General features: G+C 71.4%; 18 protein-coding genes. 5 read left to right on the top strand and 13 right to left on the bottom strand.

Features of this window, described 5'->3' with window-relative positions; genetic code table 11:
- Positions 1-47: 47 nt before the first annotated feature.
- The gene (locus EDF55_RS02315) at positions 48-986 is read left to right on the top strand and encodes a glycoside hydrolase family 16 protein (RefSeq protein ID WP_260235738.1); all 939 of its coding nucleotides are present in this window, start codon (positions 48-50) and stop codon (positions 984-986) included.
- Positions 987-1,105: 119 nt separating this feature from the next.
- Here EDF55_RS02315 and EDF55_RS02310 read toward each other — a convergent pair whose 3' ends face one another.
- Positions 1,106-1,684 carry a dihydrofolate reductase family protein gene (locus tag EDF55_RS02310; RefSeq protein ID WP_123653834.1) on the bottom strand — a complete coding sequence of 193 codons (579 nt, stop codon included), beginning with the start codon at positions 1,682-1,684 and terminating at the stop codon, positions 1,106-1,108.
- A 104-nt stretch (positions 1,685-1,788) separates the two neighbouring features.
- Here EDF55_RS02310 and EDF55_RS02305 point away from each other — a divergent pair, with 104 nt between their 5' ends.
- Together EDF55_RS02305 and EDF55_RS02300 are read left to right on the top strand one after the other, a co-directional pair.
- On the top strand, positions 1,789-2,655 hold the full coding sequence (locus EDF55_RS02305; RefSeq protein ID WP_123653311.1) for an SDR family oxidoreductase: 867 nt from the start codon (positions 1,789-1,791) through the stop codon (positions 2,653-2,655).
- Positions 2,656-2,772: 117 nt separating this feature from the next.
- Positions 2,773-4,227 (top strand): MFS transporter, encoded by a 1,455-nt coding sequence (locus tag EDF55_RS02300; RefSeq protein WP_260235736.1) that lies wholly within the window; start codon positions 2,773-2,775, stop codon positions 4,225-4,227.
- A gap of 46 nt (positions 4,228-4,273) precedes the next feature.
- Here EDF55_RS02300 and EDF55_RS02295 read toward each other — a convergent pair whose 3' ends face one another.
- Positions 4,274-5,644: a DUF1254 domain-containing protein gene (locus tag EDF55_RS02295; RefSeq protein WP_123653310.1), complete on the bottom strand. Its 1,371-nt coding sequence runs from the start codon at positions 5,642-5,644 to the stop codon at positions 4,274-4,276.
- 122 nt (positions 5,645-5,766) lie between these two features.
- Here EDF55_RS02295 and EDF55_RS02290 point away from each other — a divergent pair, with 122 nt between their 5' ends.
- Entirely contained in the window at positions 5,767-6,183 is a 417-nt protein-coding gene (locus EDF55_RS02290) for a nuclear transport factor 2 family protein (protein ID WP_123653309.1), read from the top strand.
- Positions 6,184-6,223: 40 nt separating this feature from the next.
- On the opposite strand, the gene EDF55_RS02285 is transcribed toward EDF55_RS02290, so the two are convergent.
- The 5 genes from EDF55_RS02285 to EDF55_RS02265 all read right to left on the bottom strand — a co-directional run bounded on the left by EDF55_RS02285 (position 6,224) and on the right by EDF55_RS02265 (position 10,778).
- On the bottom strand, positions 6,224-6,679 hold the full coding sequence (locus tag EDF55_RS02285; protein WP_123653308.1) for a DUF1801 domain-containing protein: 456 nt from the start codon (positions 6,677-6,679) through the stop codon (positions 6,224-6,226).
- 63 nt (positions 6,680-6,742) lie between these two features.
- Positions 6,743-8,164: a DHA2 family efflux MFS transporter permease subunit gene (locus tag EDF55_RS02280; RefSeq protein ID WP_260235825.1), complete on the bottom strand. Its 1,422-nt coding sequence runs from the start codon at positions 8,162-8,164 to the stop codon at positions 6,743-6,745.
- Positions 8,165-8,215: 51 nt separating this feature from the next.
- Positions 8,216-9,043: an alpha/beta hydrolase gene (locus EDF55_RS02275; RefSeq protein ID WP_123653306.1), complete on the bottom strand. Its 828-nt coding sequence runs from the start codon at positions 9,041-9,043 to the stop codon at positions 8,216-8,218.
- Between the two features lie 46 nt (positions 9,044-9,089).
- Entirely contained in the window at positions 9,090-9,884 is a 795-nt protein-coding gene (locus tag EDF55_RS02270; RefSeq protein WP_123653305.1) for an SDR family NAD(P)-dependent oxidoreductase, read from the bottom strand.
- Positions 9,885-9,950: 66 nt separating this feature from the next.
- Complete coding sequence (locus EDF55_RS02265; RefSeq protein WP_123653304.1) at positions 9,951-10,778, bottom strand: helix-turn-helix transcriptional regulator; 828 nt, start codon at positions 10,776-10,778, stop codon at positions 9,951-9,953.
- Positions 10,779-10,880: 102 nt separating this feature from the next.
- Here EDF55_RS02265 and EDF55_RS02260 point away from each other — a divergent pair, with 102 nt between their 5' ends.
- Positions 10,881-11,534 carry a hypothetical protein gene (locus EDF55_RS02260; protein WP_260235732.1) on the top strand — a complete coding sequence of 218 codons (654 nt, stop codon included), beginning with the start codon at positions 10,881-10,883 and terminating at the stop codon, positions 11,532-11,534.
- Positions 11,535-11,564: 30 nt separating this feature from the next.
- On the opposite strand, the gene EDF55_RS02255 is transcribed toward EDF55_RS02260, so the two are convergent.
- The 6 genes from EDF55_RS02255 to EDF55_RS02235 form a co-directional block, all read right to left on the bottom strand.
- Positions 11,565-11,873: a hypothetical protein gene (locus EDF55_RS02255; protein ID WP_243698387.1), complete on the bottom strand. Its 309-nt coding sequence runs from the start codon at positions 11,871-11,873 to the stop codon at positions 11,565-11,567.
- A 10-nt stretch (positions 11,874-11,883) separates the two neighbouring features.
- A complete protein-coding gene (locus tag EDF55_RS02250; RefSeq protein WP_123653303.1) occupies positions 11,884-12,465 on the bottom strand; it encodes a dihydrofolate reductase family protein in 582 nt (193 codons plus the stop codon).
- Positions 12,466-12,538: 73 nt separating this feature from the next.
- Positions 12,539-13,291: a glycoside hydrolase family 16 protein gene (locus EDF55_RS02245; protein ID WP_123653302.1), complete on the bottom strand. Its 753-nt coding sequence runs from the start codon at positions 13,289-13,291 to the stop codon at positions 12,539-12,541.
- A 291-nt stretch (positions 13,292-13,582) separates the two neighbouring features.
- A complete protein-coding gene (locus EDF55_RS19055) occupies positions 13,583-13,714 on the bottom strand; it encodes a hypothetical protein (RefSeq protein ID WP_260235731.1) in 132 nt (43 codons plus the stop codon).
- A 166-nt stretch (positions 13,715-13,880) separates the two neighbouring features.
- Complete coding sequence (locus tag EDF55_RS02240) at positions 13,881-15,056, bottom strand: flagellar hook protein FlgE (RefSeq protein ID WP_123653301.1); 1,176 nt, start codon at positions 15,054-15,056, stop codon at positions 13,881-13,883.
- Between the two features lie 111 nt (positions 15,057-15,167).
- The gene (locus EDF55_RS02235; protein WP_123653300.1) at positions 15,168-15,599 is read right to left on the bottom strand and encodes a flagellar hook assembly protein FlgD; all 432 of its coding nucleotides are present in this window, start codon (positions 15,597-15,599) and stop codon (positions 15,168-15,170) included.

The raw sequence follows: 15,599 nt of genomic DNA, 5'->3' as shown, positions 1-15,599 counted from the left end.
CCCATGCGTGACACGACCCCCACCACCACGCCCGAACGGACCGCCCGGTGACCCGCCGCCGCGTGTTCGTCGCCGCAGCCACCACCGCTGCCCTCGTGATCGGTGTCCCGACCGCCGCCTCCGCCCACACCTGGTGGGGCGGCCGCGGACACCACCACGCCCCACCGAAGGCCTCCCCCTCGGCGCCGAGCACACCGACGACCACGCCGACACCGAGCGACACGGCGACGCCCTCGGAAGACCCGACCCCGTCCGCATCCGCCACGGCGACCGGCCAGCCGATCGCCCCGACGGTCACGACGACGCCGCAGCCCAGCGCGACGGCCACCCCCGAGACCGACGCGAGCACCGACACCGGCGCCGCCGACGCCCCGGACGCCTCGTTCGTCGAGACCTTCGACACCGACGCCGCCACCGGCCAGGTCGCGGCCGCGTACCCGCAGTCCTGGCAGCCGTACCCGGACGGCACGTCCGGCATCTACGCCCCGAGCAAGACCGTCTCGGTGCACGACGGCGTGATGGACGTCACGCTCGGCAACGGCTCCGGCACCGCCGGCACGTTCGGCTCCGTCGCCGGGGCGTGGGGCCACGTCGGCGGCTCGTTCTCGGTCCGCGCGAAGGCGACCGGCGGCGACGGCAACGGCGCGGCGTTCATGCTGTGGCCGACGTCCGGCACCTGGTCGGACGGCGAGATCGACTTCCCCGAGGGCAACTTCGAGGACGTCCCCTCCGCCTTCCAGCACTCGATGGTCCCCGGGCAGGAGGCCGACCGCGCCCAGGTCGGCACCGGCGTCTCGTGGCGCGACTGGCACACGTACACCGTGGACTGGGTCCCCGGGAAGTCGGTCACCTACAGCGTCGACGGCACGGTCCTCGAGACGCTCACGAAGGACGTCCCGACCACCCCGCACCGGTACATGTTCCAGGTCGGGAACTGGGGTGCCTCCGGCCACCTGCTGATCGACTGGGTCGCGACGACCGAGTGACGTCCGGAACGCGCTGAACGCGCTGCACGACGGACGGGAGGCCCGGTGCCAGCTGGCACCGGGCCTCCCGTCCGTCTCCTGGTCGCGACCATGGCATCCGGTCCGCTCACCACCGCCGGCTACGAGGGATCGGATGCCAGCCGGTAACGGAGGTGCGTGACGCCGCCCTCGCCGGCCAGGACCCGCACGCGCTCGAGCTCGCGCTGCCCGACGCCGAGGTGCTCGAACAGTCGCCGTCCCCCGCCGAAGAGCACCGGGACGAGGTGGATCTCCATCTCGTCGAGCAGTCCGGCCCGGATCGCGAGCTGCGCCACGGTCGCACCGTGCACCAGGACGTCCCGGTCCCCGGCTGCGTCCCGCGCCGCGCGGAACGCCTCCCCGACGTCGTCGGTGGAGTGCACCCGCGGCCAGCGTTCCGCCCACGCGGGATCCGGGTTCCGGCTGAGGACCCAGATCGGGACGCCGTCGTGGTGGTCGCCGTCCCAGCCCCCGGCGGGTTCGAAGGTGCCGCGACCGGCGACGACCGCGCCGGTCGCCATGAACTCCGCCACGACGCGGGTGTTCACCTCGCCTTCCGGCGGGAACACCCACTCGTGCAGTCGCGGACCGCCGTCGCCGAGCCCGTTGTCGTCGCGCACGTTCGGTCCGGCCATGAAGCCGTCGAGCGACATGGACATGTAGAGCACCGTCTTCGACATGGTCACCTCACCGGTCCGCCGCTAGGGTATTCCTCATGCAGTGCCGCTGAACCGTCCCCGATTCCCATCCCTGCGCCGTCCCGGGCGCGATCGAGAGGTTCACCATGTCCGCACACCTTCCCCTGCACGGCAAGACCGCCCTCGTCACCGGTGTCTCACGGCGCCGGGGCATCGGGTTCGCCGTCGCCACCAAGCTCGCGTCCCTCGGCGCGAGCGTCGTCATCCACCACCACCGCCCGCACGACCTCGATCTCCCCTGGGGCGGTGACGACCTCGACGCCGTCCGCACCGGCGTCCGGGAACACCTCACCGAGGGCGCGCGCTTCGCCGACGTCGCGGCCGACCTGTCCGACCCCGCGAGCATCCCCGAGGTCGTGGGCGCGGCGACCGCGCTGACCGGCACGCTCGACGTGCTCGTCTGCAACCACGCGAAGAGCGGCGACGACGGCAGCATCCTGGACATGACGCCCGAACGGCTCAGCGCCTTCTGGGACGTCAACACCCGCTCGACGCTGCTGCTCACCGCCGAGTTCGCGCGACTCCGAGCGCCCGAGCCCGAGGAACCGCGGCGACCCGGGGACCGGATCGTCGGCAACGGCCCGTACACCGAGGCGCAGGGACACGTGTTCTGGATGACCTCCGGACAGATCTCCGGCGCGATGCGCGGCGAGGTCGCCTACGCCGCCAGCAAGGCGGCGCTCGCCGGGGTCACCGCGACGGTCGCGGCGGAGCTCCTGGAACTCGGGATCATCCTCAACACGATCAACCCGGGCCCGGTGAACACCGGATACATGGACCCGGAGACGACCGACCGCTCGCTCGAGGACCTCGACGCGTACATCGCGAGCACCCCGTTCGGTCGTGTCGGGACGCCGGCGGACCCGGCGGAGCTCATCGGGTGGCTGGCAACGGCCTCCGGCAGCTGGATGGTGGGGCAGGTCCTCACGTCGGACGGTGGCTTCGGGTTGTGAACCGGGCGATCTGGGCCTAGCCTCTCTGGCAGAGGGCAAAAGGCCTCGCCGGTTCGCCGGCAGGGCAAGTACACGCGGTCTCGGACGAGTCGCCACTTCTTCATCGAAGGAGTGCACGTGTCCACCCGTTCCCCGGTCTCCACCGGTACCCCCACCGCCCCTCGGCTCCAGGACGCATGGGTCGCCCTCACCGGGCTGTCCGCCGTCTTCCTGTTCGAGATGCTCGACAACTCGGTGCTCAACGTCGCGCTGCCGACGATCGGCCGTGACCTGCACGCGTCGACCACCGCACTGCAGTGGGTCACCGGCTCGTACTCGGTCGTGTTCGGTGCCCTGATGCTCCTCTTCGGCGCGGTCGCCGACCGGTTCGGCCGTCGGCGCGTGATGCTCGTCGGGCTCGTCCTGCTCGGGCTCGCGAGCCTCGCGACCGCCCTCGTCACGACCACCGGTGAGCTCATCGCCGTCCGGGTCGTGATGGGCATCGCCGCGGCGATGACGACGCCCGGGTCGATGGCCCTGGCGTTCCGGCTCTTCGACGTCGAGTCGCTCCGCATCCGCGCGCTCACCGTGATCTCCACCGCGGGGCTCGTCGGCCTCGCGATCGGCCCGACCGCCGGCGGGTTCGCGCTTGCGGTCGCCCCGTGGCAGGCGCTCCTCCTCGTGAACGTGCCGATCGCCCTCTTCGCGTTCGTCGGGATCCGGCTCGGCGTGCCCGCCGACCGGGCCGAGGACCTCCATCCCGACCGGATCGACGTGGCCGGCGCGGTGATCGGGACCACGGCCCTGGTCGGGGCACTCGTGACCCCGACCCTCTTCGTGGAGGCGAGCCCAGCCTCCTGGCCGGGTTGGACCGGTGTGGCCGTGACCCTGCTCGCCGCGGTCGCCTTCGTGCTCCGCGAGCGGACCGCGGCCCAGCCGCTCCTGGACCTGACGCTGCTCACCCGCCCGCTCGTCGCGAGCGGACTCGCCTACAAGGCCGCCGCCGGGCTGGCCGTGTCCGGACTGTCCTACATGGTCACGCTGCAGCTGCAGTTCGCGTGGGGCTGGGCGCCGTCCCTGGCCGCGCTCGCGATGCTGCCGCAGGTCGTCGTGCTGCTCGCGAGCGGGCGGTTCGTCGGGCCGTTCGTCCAGCGGGTCGGGCTGGGGCGGGCCGCGTGGATGAGCGCCGGCGCCGTGGTCGCCGGACTCGCGGTCTTCGCCGTCGGCGGCCGCGCCGGGTACGGGTGGATCGTCGTTGCGATCGTGCTCGTCGCCGCCGGGATGCGGGTGGTCGGCGTGGTGGCCGGGAACAACGTGATCCAGGGGCTGCCGGCGAACCGGACGTCCGTCGGGGCCGCACTGGTCGACACCGCGAGCGAGATCGCGAACGGGTTCGGCATCGCGGCGATCGGCACGATCCTCGCGGCACTGGTGTCCGGGAGCATCGCGACGACGTCGTGGACGCCGGAGCGGCTCGCGACGTTCGAGGGCGGGATCACCGTCGCCGGCGTGGTGCTGACGGTGATCGCTGCGGCGCTCGTGGGGGTCGGCATGGTGTGCGCCCGCACGCGTCGGGCTTCGGCGACCGCCTGACGCCGGGCCGGGCCGGGCCGGGCCGGCGGGTTCAGGTCCGCCGGGGTCAGGTCCGCCGGACGATCGGCGGCGCAGTCCACTCCCCGTCGAGGACCGCGTCGTCCGGTTCGTACATCCGGAGGATCGGACGGAAGTCCCCCGCCGGGCTCGGCAGCCAGTTCGCGTTCGGGTCGGCGGGTGGCTCGTGGCTGATCGTGATCGTCAGCGCGCCGTCCTCGTCCCGCACCAGCCCCGGTGTGCGGTCGCCGACCGAGTACCGGTCGATCGGGTTGGCGACGAGGAAGTAGTCGGGGACCGAGTACATCGTCAGCGACCAGAACGCACCGACCGGCGGCGTGGGGTCGAGGCGGAGTGCGTAGGTCCGACTGCCGGTGAGCTGTTCGTCGTGGTCGTCCACGTACGTCATGATGTACGCCGCCTCGTAGGCGTGGTTCCCCCACAGGCCACCGAGCGCGGCCGCGGCTCGCTCGACGATCCGGAGCTCCGGGTCGGCGATCTCGAACCGTTCGTCGTCGAGGGCACCGACCTCGAAGAAGTCCAGGTTGTAGTCGAAGGCGTGCAGGGTGAGCTTCCACCCGTTGACCTGCGGGCTCGCTCCCGACGACAGTGCGTGTTCCAGCGCCGCGTGTCCGGCAGCGATCCCGTCGGCGAGCGACTCGGTCGTCGCCTCCGGCAGGTCGAGGTAGGAACTCGAGGGCGCGGTGATGCCGGCAGGACCGAACGAGCGCTGCAACTCGAGGTCGCGCGCTGCGGGAGGGAACTGCTGCGACCAGACGCGCAGCTCCTCGAGGAACGCCACCGCATCGGGGACGCCGGCGTCCGGTTCGGCGAGTCCGACCGGGACCGCAGCCGGGGCCACCGGTGTCAGCGTCGTGGCGTCCTGCAGCGCGTGCACGGTGCTGAGGTCGTCACCGTCGGCGACCGCCCAGCGCCCGACGATGGACGCGACGGTGGTCGGGAAGTGGATCACGGTCGTCGCGGCGAGGTCGGCCTCGGCCGTGGACGCATCTGCAGCGTCACCGCTCCAGCCCGGTGGGACGAGCAGGAACTCCCCCGCGGCGGTCCCCGTCGCCCGGTGTCCGACGTAGGCGAAGTTGTCCGTCCACGCCGACACGAACTGCAGCACGTAGTAGCGACCGGCGGTGTCCGGCACACGCAGACGGACCGGCCCGACGCTGACGTCGATCTGGGCCATCGAGTACAGGGTGTCGTTGTTGATCGTGACGAAGGTGTCGGCGGGACCGGCGAGCGTGCGGGCATGCCCGAACGTGTTCCACGGTGCCGCCGGGACCGCGCCGATCCCGGTCCGGACGTAGCGCCGCACCTGTTCCAGGTTGAACACCAGGGGGAAGCCGTACAGGTACGCCTTGGTCAGGAGGGATCGATCGATGCCGCTGGTCGTCACTGCGTCGCTCATGACGAGCATCCCACTGCGTTCCGCGGCCGTCTGCCCCACCCGGAAGGGGTGACCTGGAGCCGTCTTCGCGCCGCTGCCGCCCCGCTCTAGTGATCGAGCCCGCCCCGTCCTAGGTTGTGCACATGGACCTCGACGACGTCGGCGGCACGGACCTCCACGGTGCGCCGGACCGCCGGGCGATCGTCGAGGAGCACTGGCGTGCGTCGGAGCGCGGTGACGTCACCGCGGAGCACGCGATGTACGCCGACGACGCGGTCCTCGACTACCCGCAGTCCGGCGAGCGGTTCCGCGGACGCGAGCGGATCGCGGCACAGCGCGGTGGACACCCGGCCGAACGGCACTTCGCGGTCCGCCGGATCGTGGGCAGCGGCCCGCTCTGGGTCAGCGAGTGCGTCATCACGTACGACGGGGTGCCGACGCGGACCGTGTCGATCATGGAGTTCGTCGGCGACCTGGTCGTGCACGAGACGCAGTACTTCGCGGATCCGTTCCCGGCGGCGCCGGAGCGTGCGGGGCTCGCCGAGCGGTTGCCCGACTGAGCGGGCTGGGCGGGCTGGGCGGGCTGGGCGGGCTGGGCCGCTAGCGTCGCTTGCCGCCGATGCCCGGGACGGCGGTGATCTGACGCATCCACGCGGCGACCTGCTCGTGGTCGAGCTCGTCGGCGGTCCGCAGTTCCACGCCCCGCGTCGCCTTGCCCATCCCGATCGGGGTGACCGGCGGCACCGGATCGAGCAGGCTCGCTCCGTTGATGAACATCACCTTGACGTCCCCGGCGAAGCCACCGCAGCTGAAGCACCAGCCCTCGCCGACGCCGTAGTACGCCATGCCCCACTTCACCGCGCGGTGCAGCTCGGGCAGTGTGGCGGCCGCCAGCGCGTCCACTGCCTCGGCGATCCCGCGCTGCGGCTGCGGGAGCGAGGCGAGGTAGGCGAAGACGGGCTCGTCCCCCTCCGCGGCCTTCGCGGGGCTCGCGCGTCCGGTCATCGCCTCGGGCAGCGGTGTCACACGCTCCGGGTCGTCACGGTCGTCTGGCATCGTGCACCACCTCACTCACGGGCACCGAACGGGTCGGGGCCGCCGACACCGCCGACCGTACCGTCACGGGCGCGCTCGGGTGCTCGGCACGTGCAGCCCGGCGGGGACGGCGCGGTCGTTGCAGTTCGCCGTCGCGTCCGCCGGGACCGCCGCCGGCGCTCCCGCCCAGGGAGCCGCCGACGCGTGCCGGCTGAGCCCGAGCGCGGCGACGACGGCCGCCGCCGCGAACAGACACGCGGTCACGACGAGCGTCCGGTGGAACCCGGCCGTGTCGATCGCCGGCCCCGTGATCGTGCTGAGGAACGCGATGGCGACCAGACCGGCGACACGGGCGACCGCGTTGTTGACCGCGGAAGCGACACCGGCCCGCTCGGCCGGCACCGCGGCGAGCACCGCCGTCGTGAGCGGCGCGACCGTCACCGCCAGGCCCACGCCGTAGACGAGCAGCCCCGGCAGGAGCTGCCAGAGGAAGTCGACCGGCGGGCGGGCGCTCAGCATCAGCAGGAACCCGCACGCGCTGATCCCGCACCCGGCGGTCACGAACACCCGTGACCCGAAGCGCCCGGCGAGCACACCGGCGAACCGCGCGAGGAGCAGCGACGCGACCGCGATCGGCAACGTGGCCAGCCCCGCGAGGGTGGCGGGCCAGCCCGCCACCTCCCGCAGGAAGAGCACGACGACGAGGAGTCCCAGCGACACCCCCGCGTAGATGCCGGTGGTCGCGAGGTTGCCGAACCGGAAGTCCCGGATCCGGAACAGCGCCATCGGCAGCAACGGCTCCGGGGCGCGACGCTCCCACCCGAGGAAGGCCGCGAGTGCGACGACCCCGATCGCCAGGGACACCACCACGACCGGGCTCCCCCAGCCGGCGCCCTGCTGCTCGATGAGACCGAACGCCAGAGCGGCGAGACCCACTGCGACCAGGGCGGCTCCGAGCACGTCGATCCTCGGGCGTCGGTCGGTGCGCTCCGGATCGCTCGACCGGCCGAGGAGCGCCAGCGTCACCACGATCGGGATCACGTTGATGGCGAAGACGGATCGCCACCCCACGAGGTCGACGAGCGCGCCGCCGAGGAGCGGTCCGACGACGAACGCGGTGCTCGTCCACGCCGTCCAGGTCCCGATCGCCCGTCCCCGCGAGTCGCCAGGGAAGGCCGCCGTGATCAGCGCCAACGAGCTCGGGACGAGCAACGCCGCCCCGATCCCCTGCGCGGCTCGGGCGGCGATGAGCAGCCCAGCGGTCGGGACGAGCGCGCAGGCGACGGACGCGAGGCCGAAGACGACGAGCCCGGTCCGCAGGACGCGCAGTTTGCCGAACGCATCCGCGAGCGACCCGGTGAGGAGGATCAGGGCACCGAGCGCGAGGAGGTACGCGTCCAGGACCCACTGCTGGGTGCCGACCCGGCCGCCGAGCTCGTCGGCGATGGCGGGCAGTGCGACGTTGACGATCGAGCCGTCGAGGAAGGCGACGAAGGAGGCGAGGATCGCGACGGCGAGGATCGTCCGCTAGCTGGGCACGCGGCACCGTCCGCGCGACTACTGCGCGGTCACCTGGTCGTCGGCACCCTCGAGCCGTTGCGCCGCCAGCCAGTCGAGCGTCGCGTCGGCGACCGTGCGCCAGCCGCTGTCGATCGTCAGCGAATGCCCCCGGCCTTCGAACTCCCGGTACTCGGTGACCACGTCGGGGTTGTCACCGTAGAGGCGGACGACGGCGCGCGTGACCGACTCGGGGACGGTGTGGTCCTCGGTTCCGGACGTCAGCAGCAGCGGCCCACGCCCTGCAGTGTGGGTGTCGACCGTCGCCGGGGAGTTGCGTGAGAAGTTCGCGGCCGCGTCCTCGAACAGCGGCCGACCCGGTCCGGGGATCGCCCACGCGGCGTGCAGCGCGTCGGACTCCTCCTCGCTGATGGCGTTCCCGAAGGCGTAGCGGAACTGCTTCGCGGTCAGCGCGACGGTGCGGTGCTTGTTCTTCGGGTTCCCGAGCGCGGGGAAGCCCGACCGGAGCTGCGAGAAGGGCAGGATCTTGACGCCCTTGATCGGTGCCGGATCGATGGCCACCCCGGCGACGGCGAACCCGTTCGCGAGGAGCTCCTGGGCGATGAGACCGCCGAAGGAGTGGCCGATCACGATGGGCTTCGTGTCCAGGGTGTCGATGATCTCGGCGTAGTGCCGGCAGATCTGTTCGATCCCGACGTCGTCGAGACGGTCGGGATCCTCGCGCGTCGCGTCGACGGTGTCCGAGTCGCCGGGCCACCCCGGCGCGACCGCGTCGTACCCGTGTTCGGCGAACAGGTCGATCCACGGTTGCCAGGCAGATGCGTGGATCCAGAGGCCGTGGATGAACACGACCGGGGTCTTCGACATGGTTGCTCCTTCGAGAGTGGTGCGCCCGGCGACGTCCGCGGGGCGGTCACAGGTCCTTGGTCAGTCCGCCGTCGATGAGGAAGTCGGCGCCGGTCGCGTTGCCGGCACGATCGCTGGCGAGGAGGAGGACGAGGTCGGCGACCTCGGCCGGCTCGGTGAAGCGACCGGTCGAGAACCCGCCGCCCTCCGCGATGATCCGTTCCCGCGCCTCCTCGGGCGTCACGCCCATCGCCGCGGCCACGGTTGCCGCGACGCCGCCGTCGCCGAGCCACAGCGGCGTCGACACCGGTCCGGGGCTGATCGTGTTGAACCGGATGCCCTGCGGTCCGTACTCCTTGGAGAGGGACTTCGAGAGGTTCCAGACGGCGGCCTTCGTCGCCGAGTAGTCGATGACACCGGGGTCCGGCAGGAACGCGTTCACCGAGGCGATCGTGACGACGTTGCCGCCGCCGCGCTCGAGCAGCAGGGGGATGGCGGCTCGGGTGGTGCGCACGGGTGCGAGCAGGCTCAGGTTGAGGGTGCGCGACCAGTCCTCGTCGCTGACCGCGAGGAACCCGTCCGTCCGGGGCGTGACGGCTCCGACGTTGTTGACGAGGACGTCGAGACCGCCGAAGTGCGCTGCGCGAGCGACCAGTTCAGCGGGGCCGTCCGGGGTGGAGAGGTCGACCGGGACCGCGAGCACCTGCCCGGAGTCGGAGAGTGCGACGAGCTCGTCGGTGATGCTGCGGGCACCCGCGACGACCCGTGCTCCCTCGGCGACGAGCGCCTCGGTGATCGCGAGACCGATGCCCTTGCTCGCCCCGGTGACGACGGCGACCTTGCCGGTGAGGTGGAGGTCCATGACGTGACCGTAGGGCGATCCGGGCGGCGCTGCCTGTCCCCGCTCCTACCAGTGAAGCGCACGGGATCACACGACCGGTGCCGCGAGCGCCAGGGTCTCGAGCGCCAGAGCGCTGGGCGTCCCGGGTTCTGCCTGGTACAGCCAGATGCTCTGACCGTCCGTCCCGGGGAGCGGGAGCCGTGCGTAGTGCAGGACGAGACGCCCGGTCTGCGGATGGCGCAGCACGTGCTCACCGCTGGACGACGTCGACACGTCGTTGCGCTGCCACGCATCCCGGAAGTGCGTGTTGCGCGCGGAGAGCTCCGCCACGAGGGCGGTGAGGCGGGCATCGCCGAGCCGCTGCCCGAACATCGACCGGACGAGCGCGGTCGTCCGCGCGCAGAGCGCCTCCCACCCCTCGTGGAGCGCGCGTTCGCCGTGGTCCGTCAACAGCGAGATGAGGTTGTTCACGCCGATCCGGTAGTTGGGGTTGAGCGCCGGCGCGAGCCGGTTCGTCGCGAGGACGTCGAGGTACCGGTTGTGGACCACCGCGGCGGTGCGGGGCCACGACTCGATCAGCCAGCGCACGTCCTCGTCGACGTCGTCTCGACGCGCGGCGTCCGTCGCCGTGGTCTTCGCCGGACGCGCGAGTTCGTGGAGGTACGCCTGGGCGGCGTCGTTCAGCAGGAGCGCTCTGGCCAGGGCGTCGAGGACCTGGTCCGACGGTCGCGCTTCCCGCCCCTGCTCGAGCCGGAGGTAGTACTCCGTGCTGATGCCGGCCAGGATGGCGACTTCTTCCCGGCGCAGCCCGACCACCCGGCGCACCTGACCGTCGACCGTGATCCCGACGTCGGCGGGCGCGGTGAGGCTGCGACGTGCTCGGAGGTACGCACCCAACGGGCTCTGCGTGGCCATGCCGAATGCTAGCCATCGGGAGCCCACCAGCGCCATGGCTCGAGGCACGACGGGTGGACGCCTTGTCAGGCCCTCCTTCCCGTGGTTCCCTGAACGAGGACGATGAGGGGGGAGACGTTGATCTCGTCGACACCGATGCCCGGGGACCCCTGGCCGCACGACATGGTCATCACCATCGAGGACAGCTCGCACTCGCTGTTCGAGCTGCTCTGGATCCGGGAGGCACGGGATCTGGACGTCGAGGGTGACGACCTGCCCCCACGGCTCGTCGCGACCCCCGGAGTCGAACCACCGGCGGATGCGACCGACCGCCGTTCCTGGTCCGCTGCCTGGCCGGACATGTGGCGCGCCTGCCTCGCGCACGTCGCCGAGGAGCGCGACCCGCGCGTGTTCGACCGGCTCGACAGCACGCCGCCCGGTTCTCCCGAACGGCAGGCGCTGCTCGCGGGGCTGTTCGGCCCCTCCTGGCGGGATGCGTTCGGGGACGACGCCTTCTCCAGCGCGTACGACGCGTGGACGACCGCACGCTTCGAGGAGCAGACGGCGCCGTCGAGGCTGCGCCGTGAGCCGGAACGGGACGCGCTCGAAGCCCTGGTACCGGCGTGGCGAGCAGGTCTCCGGAACGTCGTCGTCATCCCGTGCCGTGGCCGGTTCACCCGGCGCATCGGCGACCACGCGCTCCTCGTCACCGCGGAGACCCGTGACGCCACGGACGACTACGCGGAGGCGCTCCGCTCCTTCGCACGGGCGACGTGAGCACCGTCCCCTGACGGCGCCGGCACCCCACTACCGGCGAACGCGGAGCCGTCCGGGACCGACCGGCAGGAGCCCACCCCGGTACTCGAAGGCGTCCGCGGCCCCGTCCGCGGGGACCACGACCGTCGCGGTGCCGAACCGCCAGAGGCGGTTGTAGAGGTACACGCCGATGACGGTGCCGCCGGCGTCGGGCACGGCCCAGGTGCCGTCACCCCACTGCGCCGGGTGCCCGACACCGTCGATCGTCACGGTCGGGCGGGCGAACCACGTCAGGAACGGGCGGACGAGCCGGAGTTCGACGCGTCGGCGCGTCGTACCGGAGGGCAACGGTGCTTCCACCCGGGAGAGCCTACGGCCGGTACACGTTCCCCATCGCACCACCCGCGAACACGGTGGAGCTGACGAGCCGCAGGTCGAGCTCGTCCGGCAGCCCCGCGAACAGCGCCTCCCCGCTCCCGAGCACGACGGGCAGCACGGCGAAACGGTACTCGTCGACGAGGCCTGCCGCGATGAGCGACCGCGCGAACGACACCCCGCCCTGCGCGAGGAGGTAGTCCCCCGGTTCGGCCTTGAGCCGTTCGATCTCGCCGAACTCGGTCACCACACGGGTCTCCGCCCAGCTCGCCGGCCCGCTCGACGGCGAGATCCCGGCGCTCAGCCCGGCGAGGTCGAAGTCGGCCTGCCGGGTGACGACGACCTTCGGCGCATCGTTGATCGGTGCCGCCATCGGACTCTCCGACGTGGGCCAGAGGCCGATCCACGTCTCGAACAGCCGGCGCCCGACGACGTGCGTCCCGGCTCCCGCGAGGACGTCCCGGACCCAGGCCGCGGAGTCCGGGGTGCTCCCCCGGAACATCCAGTCCGAGTCGGGTCGCGCCGCGGCGACGAACCCGTCGATCGAGATCGACATCTTCAGGACGAGGTCTGCCATGGGCACACGGTATGCCCGGAAGCCCCCGGGATCAACGATCCCGGGGGCCTCCGTTCAGTGCGACGAGCGCGGATCAGCCCACGTAGTCGTAGGTGCTGACCCAGTCGACGAACAGGTGCCCGGAGGCGCCCCAGTTCCCGACCTGGAACATGTAGCGGTGTGCGGTGGTCGGCACGTCCGTGGTGGTCGTCCGGATCACCTTGCCGTCGACCGAGTAGGTCATCGACTTGCCCGGGATCCACTCGACGGAGTAGGTGTGCCAGGCACGCCAGTTCACGCCGGAGGAGATCATGGTGGAGTTCGCCTCCTGACCAGGGGTCATCGAGTGCTGGAACGCCATCGGCGTCGCCTCGAAGTTGCCCTCGGGGAAGTCGATCTCCCCGTCCGACCAGGTGTTCGAGGACGGCCACAGCATGAACGCCGCGCCGTTCCCGTCGCCGCCGGTCGCCTTGGCGCGGACGGTGAACTTGCCGCCGACGTGGCTCCAGGCGCCGGTCGGCGTCCCGAAGGTCCCGGCTGCGCCGTTCGCCCCGTCGAGCTTGACGTCCATGAGGCCGTCGTGCGAGCTGATCTGCGAGCCCGAGGAGTACTGCCCGGCGTCCGGGTAGGGCTGCCACGAGTTCTTGTAGGTCTTCGCGAACGCGCCGTTCGCGGCTGCGGTGGTGCTGAAGTTCTCGACGAACGACTGCTTGAACTTCCCGACGTTGCCGACCGGGGCGGTGACCCCCGCGTAGGCAGCGGTGCCCGAACCCAGCGAGACCGCGACGAGCGCGGTGCTGAGGACGGCGGCGGCGAGTGTCGCCCGCTTCTTGGTGCTGTTGCGCATGATGAGCTGTCACTCCCTGTCGTGACTGGTGGCGCCCGTTCCCTGGGGCGCCCAGCCGGATCTCGGCTGCCCCGAGATCATAGGTGTAATAGACAACTTGCGCAGACGGTTGACCTCGGCCGCCGCGTGCTGGTAGTGCGCACTGCCCGGTACGCCGCACAACCAAAAGCAGCCCGCACCACGGACTTCCGTGGTGCGGGCTGCTTCCGGTTGTGCGAGATCCCGCGGGCAGGTGCCGCCGGGCTGGGCTGCGGGACCCCCCGGCCGCGCGGCCGCCGGGCGGGTGCGGCCTCAGTCCTGCGCGTTGATGAGCCCGAGGTACCGCCCGAAGCGCGGCTTCGGTTCGTCGTGCAGAGCGCGCGGCGCCGGCCAGCAGTCGCGGTCGTCGAGGGTCGTCGTGGTCCGGTCGAGTTCGTGGCTCATCGGTTGCTCCTTCGCATGTGGTGACGAGTACGACGTCCGGCGGGGACGAGACATTCCCGTCGCACAACGGAGAACAGTCCGCACCACGGACTCCCGTGGTGCGGACTGTTCCCGGTTGTGCGAAGCCGAGCCACACAAGCGCGCCAGCGCGCCGGCGCCGCCCGCCCTACCGCTTCAGGTTCGTGAGCTCCTGCAGCACCTCGTCGGACGTGGTGATGATGCGCGCGTTCGCCTGGAACCCGCGCTGCGCCACGATCAGGTTCGTGAACTCCTGCGACAGGTCGACGTTCGACATCTCGAGCGTCCCGGACGCCAGCTGCCCGACCCCCGCCGACCCCGGCGCACCGATCGACGCCTGGCCCGAGTTGCCCGTGGCACGGTAGCCGGAGGCCCCGGTCTTCTCGAGCCCCGCCGGGTTGGCGAACGTCGCGAGGGCGATCCGCCCGATGGCGAGCGACGCCCCGTTGGAGAAGGTCCCGACGACGGTGCCGTCCTTCGAGATCGAGTAGCCCTGGAGCGACCCGGCCTCGTGCCCGTTCTGCGACGCGATGGACGAGGTGTTCAGCGCGGCGAACCCGGTGAGCTCGGACATGTCGACGGTGATGCCGCCGACCGCGACGGTGCCGCCGGAGGCGATCGCGCCGTCGGTGCCGAACGAGATCGACGAGGTGGCGGTCGTGCCCTGCCCGTCCTTGGCCTCGACGTTCCAGCCGTCGGCGGTGCGCGTGTAGGCGAGGGACAGCGTGTGCTTGGCGCCGTTCGCGTCGTAGACGGTGGCGTCGCGGGTGATCGTGTCGCCGACGGCGGTCTCCGACGGCAGGTTGCCCGTCACGGCGGCGGCGGAGGTCTTCACGGCCGGTGTGGCGGCGTCGAGCGGCAGGACGATGTCGGTGAGCTGGCCGCCGTCGTTGACGACGCCGTTCGTCGCCGGGTAGCCCTGGACGATCTTGCCGTCGGAGCTGACGAGGCGGCCGTCCGCGTCGAAGTCGAACGCACCGGCACGCGTGTACACGGTGTCGTTGCCGAGTCGGGTGACGAAGAAGCCGTCGCCGGAGATCATCAGGTCGGTCGCCTTGCCGGTGGCCTGCGCCGAGCCCTGGGCGAAGTTCGTGGAGACGCCGGCGACCTGGACGCCGAGGCCGATCTGGGCCGGGTTGGTGCCGCCGACGCCGGTCTGCGGTCCGCCGGCGCCCTGGGTCATCTGCGACAGGGTGTCCTGGAAGACGGTCGAGGACGCCTTGAAGCCGACGGTGTTGACGTTGGCGATGTTGTTGCCGGTGACGTCGAGCATCTCCTGGTGGGAACGGAGGCCGGAGATCCCGGAGTAGAGCGAGCGGAGCATGACGTGTTCCTTTCAGAACGAGGAAGTCAGGACGAAGACGTCAGGACGAAGACGTCAGAACGAGGAAGTCAGGACGAGGAGGTCAGAACGGGGAAGGGAGAACGAGGGGTGTCAGGCGGTCTTGATACCGGAGATCACGTCGAGATCGACCTCCTTCCCGTTCACGGTCACGGTCGGCACGCTCTGCGCGTAGGACACGGCCGTCGCGGTCCCGGTGACCGAGGTCCCCGTGGTGGCGTCCGTGTAGCTGACCTGCTTGCCGACGAGGTTCGCCGCAGCGATGCGCATCTGCAGCGAGAAGTTCTCGTTCCCCGTCGTGGTCTGGTTGGTGATCTGCTCCATCATCGCGAGCTGCGTCTGCTGGCTGATCATCTGGTTGGTGTCCATCGGCGACGACGGATCCTGGTTCTGCAGCTGCGTGACGAGCAGCTTCATGAACACCTCGGAGTCCATGGTCTGGGACTTCTGCGCGGTGCTGTTCGCGGCGAGGGCGGCGGCCTGCGCGGCCTGGTCCACGGTGCCGGTGATCCCGTCGATGGGCAT

Source organism: Curtobacterium sp. ZW137 (assembly GCF_003762905.1).
In the GTDB taxonomy this organism is placed as follows: Bacteria; Actinomycetota; Actinomycetes; order Actinomycetales; family Microbacteriaceae; genus Curtobacterium.
Note: the sequence above shows the minus strand (reverse complement) of the source record. Positions and strands in the feature narration are given on the sequence as shown.

What these genes read in the sequence shown, in the direction of transcription:
- EDF55_RS02295 (WP_123653310.1), bottom strand. Translation starts at nt 5,644, where the DNA reads ATGAGCGACGCAGTGACGACCAGCGGCATCGATCGATCCCTCCTGACC.
- EDF55_RS02245 (WP_123653302.1), bottom strand. Translation starts at nt 13,291, where the DNA reads ATGCGCAACAGCACCAAGAAGCGGGCGACACTCGCCGCCGCCGTCCTC.
- EDF55_RS02310 (WP_123653834.1), bottom strand. Translation starts at nt 1,684, where the DNA reads ATGTCGAAGACGGTGCTCTACATGTCCATGTCGCTCGACGGCTTCATG.
- EDF55_RS02250 (WP_123653303.1), bottom strand. Translation starts at nt 12,465, where the DNA reads ATGGCAGACCTCGTCCTGAAGATGTCGATCTCGATCGACGGGTTCGTC.
- EDF55_RS02265 (WP_123653304.1), bottom strand. Translation starts at nt 10,778, where the DNA reads ATGGCCACGCAGAGCCCGTTGGGTGCGTACCTCCGAGCACGTCGCAGC.
- EDF55_RS02235 (WP_123653300.1), bottom strand. Translation starts at nt 15,599, where the DNA reads ATGCCCATCGACGGGATCACCGGCACCGTGGACCAGGCCGCGCAGGCC.
- EDF55_RS02270 (WP_123653305.1), bottom strand. Translation starts at nt 9,884, where the DNA reads ATGGACCTCCACCTCACCGGCAAGGTCGCCGTCGTCACCGGGGCGAGC.
- EDF55_RS02290 (WP_123653309.1), top strand. Translation starts at nt 5,767, where the DNA reads ATGGACCTCGACGACGTCGGCGGCACGGACCTCCACGGTGCGCCGGAC.
- EDF55_RS02260 (WP_260235732.1), top strand. Translation starts at nt 10,881, where the DNA reads ATGAGGGGGGAGACGTTGATCTCGTCGACACCGATGCCCGGGGACCCC.
- EDF55_RS02305 (WP_123653311.1), top strand. Translation starts at nt 1,789, where the DNA reads ATGTCCGCACACCTTCCCCTGCACGGCAAGACCGCCCTCGTCACCGGT.
- EDF55_RS02275 (WP_123653306.1), bottom strand. Translation starts at nt 9,043, where the DNA reads ATGTCGAAGACCCCGGTCGTGTTCATCCACGGCCTCTGGATCCACGCA.
- EDF55_RS02285 (WP_123653308.1), bottom strand. Translation starts at nt 6,679, where the DNA reads ATGCCAGACGACCGTGACGACCCGGAGCGTGTGACACCGCTGCCCGAG.
- EDF55_RS02240 (WP_123653301.1), bottom strand. Translation starts at nt 15,056, where the DNA reads ATGCTCCGCTCGCTCTACTCCGGGATCTCCGGCCTCCGTTCCCACCAG.
- EDF55_RS19055 (WP_260235731.1), bottom strand. Translation starts at nt 13,714, where the DNA reads ATGAGCCACGAACTCGACCGGACCACGACGACCCTCGACGACCGCGAC.